10 protein-coding genes are annotated in these 11,582 nt (G+C 66.7%); 5 read left to right on the top strand and 5 right to left on the bottom strand.

Translation table 11 applies throughout. From position 1 onward, the window contains the following. The first annotated feature begins 114 nt into the window (after nt 1-114). From BACI348_RS16955 to BACI348_RS16940, 4 genes are all read left to right on the top strand, one after another. Entirely contained in the window at nt 115-2,166 is a 2,052-nt protein-coding gene (locus BACI348_RS16955) for a LuxR C-terminal-related transcriptional regulator (protein WP_236557611.1), read from the top strand. 163 nt (nt 2,167-2,329) lie between these two features. After that, nucleotides 2,330-3,457, top strand: a complete 1,128-nt coding sequence (locus BACI348_RS16950; protein ID WP_159828147.1) for an IniB N-terminal domain-containing protein — start codon at nt 2,330-2,332, stop codon at nt 3,455-3,457. A 101-nt stretch (nt 3,458-3,558) separates the two neighbouring features. Beyond that, nucleotides 3,559-5,517, top strand: a complete 1,959-nt coding sequence (locus BACI348_RS16945) for a dynamin family protein (protein WP_236557610.1) — start codon at nt 3,559-3,561, stop codon at nt 5,515-5,517. Beyond that, entirely contained in the window at nt 5,514-7,001 is a 1,488-nt protein-coding gene (locus BACI348_RS16940; RefSeq protein WP_159828144.1) for a dynamin family protein, read from the top strand. Before BACI348_RS16945 ends, BACI348_RS16940 begins: the two co-directional genes overlap by 4 nt. Nucleotides 7,002-7,011: 10 nt before the next feature. On the opposite strand, the gene BACI348_RS16935 is transcribed toward BACI348_RS16940, so the two are convergent. Further along, nucleotides 7,012-7,617, bottom strand: coding sequence for a hypothetical protein (locus tag BACI348_RS16935; protein WP_236557609.1), 606 nt, complete (start codon nt 7,615-7,617; stop codon nt 7,012-7,014). Between the two features lie 6 nt (nt 7,618-7,623). After that, nucleotides 7,624-8,025 carry a PLD nuclease N-terminal domain-containing protein gene (locus BACI348_RS16930; protein ID WP_159828141.1) on the bottom strand — a complete coding sequence of 134 codons (402 nt, stop codon included), beginning with the start codon at nt 8,023-8,025 and terminating at the stop codon, nt 7,624-7,626. 61 nt (nt 8,026-8,086) lie between these two features. Here BACI348_RS16930 and BACI348_RS16925 point away from each other — a divergent pair, with 61 nt between their 5' ends. Next, complete coding sequence (locus BACI348_RS16925; RefSeq protein ID WP_201298443.1) at nt 8,087-8,398, top strand: DUF4229 domain-containing protein; 312 nt, start codon at nt 8,087-8,089, stop codon at nt 8,396-8,398. A gap of 26 nt (nt 8,399-8,424) precedes the next feature. Here BACI348_RS16925 and BACI348_RS16920 read toward each other — a convergent pair whose 3' ends face one another. From BACI348_RS16920 to BACI348_RS16910, 3 genes are all read right to left on the bottom strand, one after another. Next, entirely contained in the window at nt 8,425-9,306 is an 882-nt protein-coding gene (locus BACI348_RS16920; protein WP_159828138.1) for a 1,4-dihydroxy-2-naphthoate polyprenyltransferase, read from the bottom strand. 69 nt (nt 9,307-9,375) lie between these two features. Next, nucleotides 9,376-10,602, bottom strand: a complete 1,227-nt coding sequence (locus BACI348_RS16915) for an AMP-binding protein (RefSeq protein ID WP_159828135.1) — start codon at nt 10,600-10,602, stop codon at nt 9,376-9,378. 13 nt (nt 10,603-10,615) lie between these two features. Beyond that, on the bottom strand, nt 10,616-11,569 hold the full coding sequence (locus tag BACI348_RS16910; protein WP_159828132.1) for a 1,4-dihydroxy-2-naphthoyl-CoA synthase: 954 nt from the start codon (nt 11,567-11,569) through the stop codon (nt 10,616-10,618). Between the last annotated feature and the right edge of the window lie 13 nt (nt 11,570-11,582).

The following is an 11,582-nucleotide window of genomic DNA, read 5'->3' as shown; positions in this document are numbered from 1 at the left end:
CTCCGGCGCCGACCACGGACGCGCCCCCACCCCCGCCGCCCACCGAACCAACCGCGTCGGAGCCTGCCGTCCCCGTCACCACTGAGCCGGCGGCCTAGGATGGCTGGCCATAACATGCGCGCAGAGGACCATGGCTTCCTGCCGCAGGAGTTGAACCACGGTCAATCGCCCCACGCCGCCGAGCAGATGGCCCGGCAGCTCAAGGGCGAAAACGCGGCAGTCCGCGAACTACTGTTGGCCCTGTCCGTTGGTTTTGTGCTGCCCGGTCCGTTGCCTGCCGATCTGCAGCGGAAGATCGACGGCGGTGATGTGGAAAGCCTGGACGTGCTGGTTGAGCGGGCCGAAACAGCCGGGTTGCTGGCCCAGGATGGAACCGTGGTGGGACCTGCCCAGCATGCGTTGCTGACGGTAGCCCCCACCACCCGGGTGCACGCCCTCCAGCGCGAACTGGTGTCCGCCTATGCCGCAGATCGCCAGCCACTGGGGGACCTTGCGCGCACTCTGGCCCGTGGCGGACTAGCGGACCCCCGCGTTGCGTTCGAGCTGGAACACGCAGGCGACAAGGCGCTGGAACATGATCCGGGGCTGGCCGCCCAGCTCTACGATGAGGCCCTGCTGGCAGGCGCCGACGAAATTGCAACCGCTGCACGCCGGGCGCAGGCGGCTGCCGCGGACGGGGACCTGGACACGGCCACCCTCATCATCGACACCCTCCTGGTGTCCGCCGACCCACCCGATGTGCGCCGCGGGGTGGACGTGGCCGCAGCGGTGTGGGCCCAGCGGGGCATGCTGGCCCGGGGTGCGGACGCCTACAGCTGGCTGGGTCCCACCAGGGTTGGCCCCTCAGCGCCGCTCGCAGCCGTTTCCATGATCGGCTGCGGCAACCTCGCGGCGGCCACAGCGCTGTTCAAGTCGGACGCACCGCCGGCAGCTCCGACGCTCCTGGCCGCCGCCCTTGCGGAGACGGGCAAGGGTGTTATGGAGTCGCTGGCCTCGGATCCGCACCAGGCGCTGCCGGTGCTGATCCACGCCTCGGACATGCTCAACGCAACACGTACGGCGCTTCCCCTCCCGGACACCCCGGCGGCCCTGGCCGCCCTCCTTGCCCTGCACAGCGGGGAGCCCCACCTGGCCGAAACTGTCTGCCGGGTCGCCGCCGCAGCCGGACAGGGCGGGAACGCGGCAAAGCCGAGGCTCTTCCTGCTGCAGGCGTGGTCGGCCATGCAGCAGGACAAACCGGAAGACGCCCGGCTGGCCATCAATGAGGCCTCGAAAGCGAACCACTGGCCGTTGGTCCCGCGCGATGAGTTCCTCCTTGCTGCGCTGGAGGTGGGGCTCGCACGGCGCAGCGGCGAGATCCCTGAACTGGTGATGGCTTGGGAGCGGGCGCATGAAGCCATGCTCCACACCTCGGTGGACCTCTACAGCCTGCTGCCGTGGGGCGAGCTGATGATCGCCGCAGCCCGGCTGCGGGAAACCCGCCGCGTGGCACATTACCTGGAGGAGGCGAACCAGCTGCTGGGGCGCCTGGGCGATCCGCTCCTGTGGGCCGTGCCCTTCCACTGGGCAGCCGTCCAGGCGGCACTGCTCCGTGAGAGCCCCGCCGACCTGGCTCCCCATGCCGCCGCCCTGGCGCGGGCCTCGGCACACAGCCACCTTGCCGCCGTGCTGGCCGCCGCCGGCAAGGCCTGGGTTTCGGTGCTGGCAGGGAAGTTCCGCAGGGTTGACGTGGAGTCGGCGGCGCGGGGCCTGGGCAGGATGGGAATGCCCTGGGAAGGCGCCAGGCTGGCTGGACACGCCGCGGCGCGCGCTGACGACCGCAAGGACATGGTGCGCCTGCTGTCCTGCGCGAGGGACCTTCACCCGCAGGCAAACCAGGGAGGCAACGGAACATCAGGGGTTCCCGAGTCCCGGCACACCCCGGCCGAAGGGGGCAATGGCATGCATCCGGACGGATCGGGCCTGAGCGAGCGGGAAAAGGAAGTGGCCAGGCTGGTGCTGGAAGGCAAGACATACCGGGAGATCGGGGAGGCCATCTACATCTCTCCGCGGACTGCGGAACATCACATCGCCCGCATGCGTCGCCGCCTGGGCGCGGAAAACCGCTCCGACCTGCTGGCCAGGCTGCGGTTGGCCCTGGCTTCGGAAGACCCCCAACAGGAATGAACCCCTAAAACCCCTAATGGGATGGCGCGCAGTTCCCGGCAGGGGGGACCGACGGTAGGGGGAAATGGCCCGATGTCCGGTCCCGAGGGGGAACCGTACGTTTGATTCAAGCCCGGCAAGGAAGCCAGGCGATCCGCAACCCAAGAAGATGAGGGACAATCAAATGACACTCGCAAACGATCTCGTCCAGTTCCTGATGCACCTCTTCGGCGACCGCCAGGCAGCACAGGAGTTCCTGGACGATCCGGAACGCGTCCTCGAGGACCACGGCCTGGGCGGTGTTTGCTCGGCTGATGTTGACGCAGCCATGCCGGTTGTCCTGGACTACGCTCCTGTCACGATCAACGCCTCCCGGTTCGACCGCGATTACAACACCGGCGGCAACAGCGCCAGCACCGGCCACAACGGCGGCGGCTACACCCCGCCTCCGTCCGGCGGCGGACACGGTGGCGGCCACCACGAGCACGAGGACCATGGACATGCCGTCCAGCAGCTCCACCACGTAGTGAACCACTACTCCTACACTTCGACGTACACCTCAACGGTGGATGACCGTGACACCATCACGGACCAGTCCGTCAACCAGAACATCTGGGCCGACGGCGATGTTGAGCAGTGGTTCGACAACGATTCTGTGGTTGCTTCCGGCGACCGTGCAATCGCCGCCGGTGACGATGCCGACGTTGATGATTCCAACAACATCAGCGACTCCTACAACGCGGACAACTCCACGGATAACTCCGAGGACAACTCGATCCGCGCCGGCCGCGACGCCAGCGTTGGCAACACGGAAACGGACATCGACGACTCCTTCAACACGGATCTGGATGTTGATGTTGACGACTCGTTCAACGACAACTCCGATAACTCCACCAATGATTCCAACAACAACAACTCGGACAACTCCGACAACTCGGACAACTCCGTCGACGTGAGGGACTCCGGCAACGACAATTCCACCAACACGGACGTGGACGTGGATGTTGTGGACTCCTTCCAGGACAACTCCGACAACTCCACCAACAACTCGCTGGAGATCGAGGACTCCTTCCAGGACAACTCGGACAATTCCACCAACACGGATGTGGATGTGGACGTCGAGGACTCCTTCCAGGACAACTCCACGGAAATCGAAGACAACGTTGTTGTCGCCGACAACAGCCTCGAGTTCACCGAGGACAACTCGGAGACCTTTACGGAGTCGTTCAACGACAACTCCGAAACCACCACCGACGTGAACGTCGAGGACAACCAGCTCGCAGTAGCCGGCGACGACGCCTTTGCCGGCTAAGCAGTCCCGGATGCACCAGAAGTGCCCGGCGGGAGGCAGCTTTCCTCCTGCCGGGCTCTTCGGCGGCTTATCCCATCACGAACTGAGGTAAAGGACACGCTGTGGCAGATGCAGGACCGGTAAAACCGTCAACACCCCTGGCGGAGGCCCAACTCGCAAAGCTCGTGGAGCAGGGCCTCGAACTGGTGGGCACCGGAGACCGCCTGGACCTTCGAAAACGCCTCGACCAGACGTTACGCAGGTTGAAGGACCCCAGCATCCGGGTCATCGTGGTTGGCGAATTCAAGCAGGGCAAGAGCAAACTCATTAACGCGCTGGTGAACGCTCCGGCCTGCCCGGTGGACGACGACATTGCCACCTCTGTCCCTACGGTGGTCCGCTACGGCGAGACCGCCTCGGCTGCCATCCTGGTCCCGAAGGAAGACTCCGAGTCCACCGACGAAGCCAATATTGAACGCCGGCCGGTTCCCATCGCTGACCTGCCGTCCTATGTTTCGGAGCGGGGCAACCCTGGCAACACCAAAAAGCTTGTGGCGGGCGAGGTGTACCTGCCCCGGAAACTCCTGACGGGCGGGCTGACCGTTATTGACTCCCCGGGCGTGGGCGGCCTGAACTCCTCGCATACCCTGACCACCCTGACGGCGCTTCCCACGGCTGATGCCATGCTGCTGGTCTCCGATGCCTCCCAGGAGTACACGGAACCGGAACTGCGATTCCTGCGGCAGGCCATGCGGATCACCCCCAGCGTTGTGGGTGTCCTCTCCAAGACTGACCTTTATCCGGAATGGCGGCGGGTGGAGGAAATTGACCGCGGGCACCTTGCCCAGGTGGCGCAGGACATTCCGCTGTTCAGTGTTTCCTCCGACCTGCGCCTGGAAGCCTCACGCCTCCAGGATGCCGAACTGAACGCGGAATCCGGCTTTCCCGGCCTGATCACGCACATCCGTGACGAGATCGTGGGCAAGGCGCAGCGCCTCCAGCGGCGTTCCGTCAGCCAGGACGTGCTGTCCGTGACCGAGAACCTCCGGCTCTCCCTGCAGTCCGAACTGGAGGCCTTCGAAAACCCGCAAAACACGCCGCAGATGATAGCCGGCCTGGAAATGGCCAAAGCCGAGGCTGACGAACTGCGCAAACGGTCCGCCCGCTGGCAGATCACCCTTAACGATGGCATCAGCGATCTCATCGCCGACATGGAGTACGACCTCCGGGACCGGCTGCGGCGGATCCAGCGTGAAGCCGAGACGGCCATCGACCTCGGGGACCCCGGCCCCACGTGGTCAGAGTTCTCGCAGTGGCTGGAAGAGTGCGCCGCCGCGGCCATCTCGGATACGTTCGTCTGGACCAGCGAGCGGGCCCAGTGGCTGGCCGCCCAGGTAGCTGAACATTTTGCCGAGGATGAGGTGACACTTCCGGTCCTCCACGTTTCGGACACGGGTGACGCCCTGGACCCGGTGGACGACATGCCCACCCTCGACAATGGCCGCGTCAACCCCATGCAAAAGGTGCTGATCGGCATGCGGGGGTCCTACGGCGGCGTGCTGATGTTCGGCCTGCTGACCGGGATCTTCGGCATGGCCCTGATCAACCCCCTCTCCGTGGGCGCCGGGCTGCTGCTGGGACGCAAGGCCTACCGGGAGGACAAGGAAGCCCGGCTGAAGCGGCGCCAGGCCGAGGCAAAGGCCCTGGTCCGGCGCCAGCTGGACGACGTCACGTTCCAGGTGGGCAAGCAGCTGAAGGACCGGCTGCGGCTGGTCCAGCGTTCCACCCGGGACCACTTCACCGAGATTGCGGAAGTGCACCACCGGTCGCTGGCCGATTCAGTGGCGGCAGCCCAGAAAGCCGCCACCATGTACGCCCTCGAGAAGGACGTGCGCATCCGCGAGATCAAGGCTGAACTCAAGAAGGTTGACACGCTGGCCCGTGCCGCCGGGGCGGTGGCCGCTGAAGTGGCCGCGGACGCCGGGCGGGCAAGCCGGGCAGCCGCCCCGCGCGGCCCGGAACCGCCGGCTGGTCCGGCCCGGATGGCGGGGTTGCCGAAGGCTGTGGCGGCGGTGGGATGACACCGTCAACCATTGTGGGGGTCGCGGACCTCGTCCGGGAGGCGCTGGACGCCTACCGGGACGATCCGGCGTCTGTGGCGGCCCTGCAAGGGTACGCCAGGAGGCTGGAAGAACCGTTGCGGATCGCCGTCGCAGGCATGGTGAAGGCCGGCAAGTCCACGCTCCTGAACGCCATCCTCGGCGAGGAGATAGCACCCACGGACACGGCAGAGTGCACCAGGATCGTCACCTGGTACCGCTACGGCCACACGCCGAAGATCACGCTGTACCCCGTGACGGGTGAACCGCGCAGTCTTCCCGTCAAGCGCGTGGACGGCCGCCTGGTGTTTGTCCTCGGGGACGCCACAGCGGACGACGTCGCCCGGCTGGATGTCGAGTGGCCGTCGCCGGGCCTGCGGGACATGACGTTGATCGACACGCCAGGCATTGCCTCCCTCTCTGAAGACGTGGCGGCACGGTCCACCAGCTTCCTGACCCCGGAGGACACGCCGTCGGAAGCGGACGCGATCATCTACCTGATGCGCCACATGCACGCATCCGACCTGAGGTTCCTCGAATCCTTCAAGGACACCGAGGCGGGGAGGTCCGGCACCGTGAACGCGCTGGCCGTGCTCTCCAGGGCAGACGAGGTGGGTGCCGGAAGGATCGATTCCCTCCTGTCTGCCGCGGATATCGCCGAAAGATACCGCCGGGACCACAGCCTGCAGAAGCTGGCGTTGGGGGTGGTCCCGGTGGCGGGGCTCCTGGCGCAGAGCGCCCGCACCATGCGCCAGTCCGATTTCGAGGCCCTGCAGCTCCTTGCAGGGATGGAACGGACCGAGCGGGAAAAGCTCCTGCTGTCCGCGGACCGGTTCGTGCGCGTTGCCGGTCCGGAAGGATTGACGACGGCGGCCCGCACCGCGCTGCTGGAGCGTTACGGCCTGTTCGGTATCCGCCTCTCCGTGGTGCTCATCCGCAACGGCTTCGGCGAACCCACACCGCTGGCGCACGAACTCGCCCGGCGGAGCGGCCTGCATCCGCTGCTGGACCTGCTGGGACGCCAGTTCCAGGCCCGCGCCGAAGCACTCAAGGCGAGGACGGCCCTGGTGGGGGTTGACACCCTTCTCCGCACCTCACCCCGGGAGGGGACCGGCGCGCTGGTGGCAGCCCTGGAACGGCTCCAGGTCAACGCCCACGAGTTCCGGGAACTGCGGCTGCTGGCAACCCTGCGGACCACGGGAACATCGCTGCCGCCAGAGCTGGCCAGCGAAGCCGAGGGCCTGATCGGCGGCTGGGGTGCGGCCTCCCATGTGCGGCTGGGACTGGACGCGGACGCCGGGCCGGAACAGCTGGCCGCCGAGGCGCGGCGTTACCTGGAGAAGTGGCGGGCCGTGTCGGAAAACCCGCTGACCGACCGCTCCGCCCTCGAGGTGTGCAGGGTGGTGGTCCGGAGCTGCGAGGGTGTGGTTGCCGAATGCAGCCACCTGGCGGCCCAGCCCGCCTGACGCCGGGACGTCAGCGGCCGGATTTGAGCCACGCGGTGGCCGAGGGCATAAAGAAGAACACCAGCCCCACCAGCGCCAGCAACAGGTTGAGGCCCCAGAACAGCACCACGTAGCTGCCGGCATCGCCGTCGGGCACCAGGAACGCTGACGCCACCAACAGGACAACGGCGTGTCCGGCCAGCAGGAGCAGCAGCGCCCACCGGGCCCAGCCCTGGCGGCCCATCACCACGCCCAGCATGGCGGCCTCCAGCACGATCACCAGGAGGATGGCCGCGATGCTTCCCCAGAAGACGATGCCCGTGGCAGTGGTGACGGCCCCGGCCTCACCACCGGGCGCCATTGACTCCACCACGGTCTTCAGCCGTTGCAGGTGGGAGTCGCGGGTCAGGAAAGAGCCCACGGGGACGGCCAGCCCTGCCACGAAGCTGACCAGCCACAGGGTCCTGGCATTCTTGACGCTCCGCGGTGCCGGCGGGATGGCAACGATGGGAGCCGGAGCAGCCCAGGACAACCCCGGCCTGGGTGGAGGCGCTGCCGGGCCCGGGGGCGAAGACGGGGCTGCAGCCCCTTGGGGTGTGGTTTGCAGCCGGTCTTCGCCACCAGGTTCCTGAGTCATCCGCCCCTACTTCAGTCCGTCGGTATCGTGTTCGTCGGTTTCGTGCTTGTCCTTGCCGCCGGCTTTGCCGTCGCCGTGGTTCTTCGCTTTGGCATCCAGTTCATCCTTGAGCCGCTTCAGGCGCTCCGCTTCCGCCTGGTTGCGCCGGCGGGCTTCGAGGTTGCGGAGGAAGTCCGGATCATCGTCCGGAGCTGTGGGATGGCGCTGGCTCGGTTGGGGGGAAGTGCCGCGCGGCCGGCCGATCAGGAGCCAGAGAATGGCGCCGATCACGGGCAGGACGATCATGACCACAATCCAGGCCGGTTTGGAGATCCCCCGCGTGAGTCGCCCATCAGTGCGGATCACGTCCACGAGGCCATACACAAAGATGACGAGGACTGCCACGGCCAAAGCCACACGGAAGAGCATGCCATCAAGTCTATCGTCCGCAGCCGCGGGGGCTTGGGCGGGAGGCGGCTAAACTTGAATAGTGGCCTTTTTGAAATATTCCCTGATCCGCCTGGCTCTCTTCGCGCCCCTGTTTGTTGTTTTCATGCTCCTGCAGCTCGGCGTCCTGATGTCCGTGGTCTGCGCCGGACTGATCGCGTTCGCCGTGAGCTACCTGTTCTTCCAGAAGCAGCGTGATGCGGCGGCAGCGGCCCTGCACCAGCGCTTCTCCGGCAAGGCCAAGCCGCTTCGCTCTGCGAATGAGGTCCAGGATGCGAACGCCGAGGACGCCCTCCTTGATGCCAACCCGGACATCGTCATCAGCAATGACGCCAAGGACCCCAAGAAGTCCTAGCACCGCCCGGTAAACCGCAAAGGGCCCTAGAAGCCGTGGCTGAGCACCAGGCCCAGTGAGAACAGCAAACTGTAGCCGAGGTTGATCATTCCGGTCTGCTTCAGGACCGGGATCAGGCTTTTGCGCTTGCGGCCGTTGATCATCAGCCATGCGGGCATGAGGCAGGCCGGAATCAGCAGCAGCACGATCAGCATCCACGGCCGTCCCGGGGCCAGGACCACCACCAGCATGATGGCCACGGCGAGCATCAGCACGTAGCTTTCGCGGGCGTGCTTGTCACCCAGCCGCACGGCGAGGGTCTTCTTGCCGGCCTGCATGTCGGTGGGGATGTCCCGGACGTTGTTGGCCATCAGCAGGGCCGTGGCAATCAGCCCGGTGCCGATGGCGCCGATGATGGCGGGCAGGTTGATCTGCCCCGCCTGCGTGTAGGTGGTTCCCAGCGTGGCCACCAGCCCGAAGAACACAAACACAAAAACATCACCCAGGCCCATGTAGCCGTAGGGGTTTTTGCCGCCGGTGTAGCCCCAGGCCGCCATCACGCAGCCGATCCCCACCAGGATCAGCCACCAGCTCTGGGTGATGACCACCAGGACCAGCCCAAAAACCATGGCGGCACCGAATGTGCCGAAAGCGGCATATTTGACATGTTCGGGCTTGGCAGCGCCTGACCCCACGAGCCGGAGCGGGCCCACCCGGTCATCGTCGGTGCCGCGGATGCCGTCGGAGTAGTCGTTGGCGTAGTTCACTCCCACCTGGAGCAGGAGTGCCACGAGCGCCGCGAGGATGGCGTTTAACAGGCGGAACGAATCCATCTCGTAGGCGGCGGCGGAGCCGATCAGCACGGGCGCAATCGCGGCGGGCAGCGTCCGGAGTCGGGCGCCTTGGATCCATTGTGCGGCTGTGGCCACGGTCAGTACCTCGCGTTGGTGTGGGGAAGGCGGCAGGAGGAGGATCCTGCCCGATGGTGCAGGTCTACTTTACTTTCCCTGGTGCAGGGCGTTGAGTTCGGCGGCCATGGCGAGTCTGTCAGGCTTGCCGTTGGGCAGCATCAGCAGTGACGGGGCGGCGAGCACGGTTTTGGGTGCCAGGATGCCCAGCGTCCGGTGCCATTCCTGTTCGAGGACGACGGCGTGGTCCCGGCTCCCAAGGGACCCGCCGGTTTCCGCCGGGTCCTGCTCGGGGCCTGACCCGGCCACTGCCACGTAGGCTGCCACTGCCTGGCCCCATTCGGCGGACGGGACGCCGGCCACAAAAGCCGCAGTGACGGCGTCGGACTTTTCCAGCTCTTCCTGTACGTGCGCGGCGGAAACTTTGATGCCGCCGCTGATAATGACGTCGTCGGCGCGGCCCAGGACGGTGAGCCGGCCGTCGTCGTTAATGCTGCCGAGGTCGCTGGTGCGGAACCAGCGCACGCCGTCCTCCTCGAAGAAGGTGGCGCTGCCCTCGTCCGGCGTCTCCAGGTAGCCGGCCGCGATGGTGTCGCCGCCCAGCAGGATGCGGCCGTCGGCCTCAACGCGGACGGACACGCCCTCCAGCGGGAAACCGTTGTAGACGCAGCCGCCGGACGATTCGGCGGAGCCATAGGTGGTGACCACGCGGACGCCGGCATCCGCGGCGGCAGCCAGCAGCGCAGCGGACGCGGGAGCGCCACCCAGCAGGATGGCGTTGAAGCGCCGCAGCACCGCCATGGTGTCGGGGGACGGCTCGTGGAGGAGCCGCTGCAGCTGGGTGGGGACCAGGGAGGTGAACCGGATCTTGTCCGTCAGCTCCAGGGCGGCGGCCGTGAAGGCTTCGGGGGTAAAGCCGCCGGACATGTCCATGACCCACGGGCGGGTGCCGGCGAACAGCGAACGGACCAGGACCTGGATGCCCGCCACGTACTGGACGGGCAGCGCCAGGAGCCACTGGCCCTCGCCCTTGAGCGCCAGGGCGGTGGACATCGAGGATGCTGCCAGGGATTCGACCGTCAGGATGGTGGCCTTAGGGGTCCCGGTGGACCCGGAGGTGCGGACCACGGCCACGGCGTCGTCGCAGCCTGGTGTCTCCACGTGGCCTACTACCAGCTGTCCGTCCCCGTCGACGGAAAGCTCGACGGCGGGCCCCTCGCCGTGGAGGGCCGCGGCCAAGGCCTTCAGTGCCGGTTCGATGTTGGGGGCGCCGGTCTGTGTGGTGTTGCCGGGGGCGCCTGTGGGTTCGGTGCTCATTGCCGGTCCTGCCTTAGAAGTAGTGCGGGAAGCTGGACCAGTCGGGGTCGCGTTTTTGCAGGAACGCCTCCTTGCCCTCCACCGCCTCGTCCGTCATGTAGGCCAGCCGGGTGGCTTCGCCGGCAAACACCTGCTGGCCGGCCAGGCCGTCGTCGGCCAGGTTGAACGCGAACTTGAGCATCCGGATGGCCTGCGGTGACTGCCGGGCGATATCAGCCGCATACTCCAGGGCGACTTCTTCGAGGCGCTGGTGGTCCACGGCCTCGTTCACGGCGCCCATGCGAACCATGTCCTCCGCGGAATATTCGCGGGCCAGGAAAAAGATTTCGCGCGCAGCTTTCTGCCCGATCTGGCGCGCCAGCAGCGCTGAGCCGTAGCCGGCGTCGAAGCTGCCCACGGTGGCGTCCGTCTGCTTGAACTTGCCATGCTGCCGGGAGGCGATGGTCAGGTCCGCCACCACATGCAGGGAGTGGCCGCCGCCGGCCGCCCAGCCGTTGACCACCGCGATGACCACCTTGGGCATGGTCCGCATCAGCCGCTGCACTTCCAGGATGTGCAGCCTGCCGGCCCGGGCCGGATCTATGCTCTCCTGCGTCTCGCCGTCGGCGTACCGGTAGCCGTCCCTTCCCCTGATCCGCTGGTCGCCGCCGGAGCAGAAGGAATGGCCGCCGTCCTTGGGGGAGGGACCGTTGCCGGTGAGCAGGACGGTGGCCACGTCCGGGGACATCCGCGCGTGGTCCATGGCCCGGTAGAGCTCATCAACGGTGCCGGGCCGGAAGGCGTTGCGGACCTCGGGCCGGTTGAAGGCGATCCGGACCGTGGGCAGGTCACGCAGCCAGCCGCCGTCGGAATCCCTTTCCACCTGGCGGTGGTACGTCATGTCCTGGAAGTCGTCAAAGCCGGACACCACACGCCAGCGGGTTGGATCGAAGACGTCGGACACCGAGGCGGGGATTTGGTTGCTCACCGTCCAAGTCTAG

Source organism: Arthrobacter sp. 9AX (assembly GCF_902506095.1).
In the GTDB taxonomy this organism is placed as follows: Bacteria; Actinomycetota; Actinomycetes; order Actinomycetales; family Micrococcaceae; genus Arthrobacter.
The sequence above is the reverse complement of the archived record's forward strand: the minus strand, read 5'-3'. Positions and strand labels throughout refer to the sequence as shown.

Coding starts and splice junctions, on each gene's coding strand:
- BACI348_RS16955 (WP_236557611.1), top strand. CDS start 115: ATGCGCGCAGAGGACCATGGCTTCCTGCCGCAGGAGTTGAACCACGGT.
- BACI348_RS16950 (WP_159828147.1), top strand. CDS start 2,330: ATGACACTCGCAAACGATCTCGTCCAGTTCCTGATGCACCTCTTCGGC.
- BACI348_RS16940 (WP_159828144.1), top strand. CDS start 5,514: ATGACACCGTCAACCATTGTGGGGGTCGCGGACCTCGTCCGGGAGGCG.
- BACI348_RS16935 (WP_236557609.1), bottom strand. CDS start 7,617: ATGACTCAGGAACCTGGTGGCGAAGACCGGCTGCAAACCACACCCCAA.
- BACI348_RS16930 (WP_159828141.1), bottom strand. CDS start 8,025: ATGCTCTTCCGTGTGGCTTTGGCCGTGGCAGTCCTCGTCATCTTTGTG.
- BACI348_RS16915 (WP_159828135.1), bottom strand. CDS start 10,602: ATGAGCACCGAACCCACAGGCGCCCCCGGCAACACCACACAGACCGGC.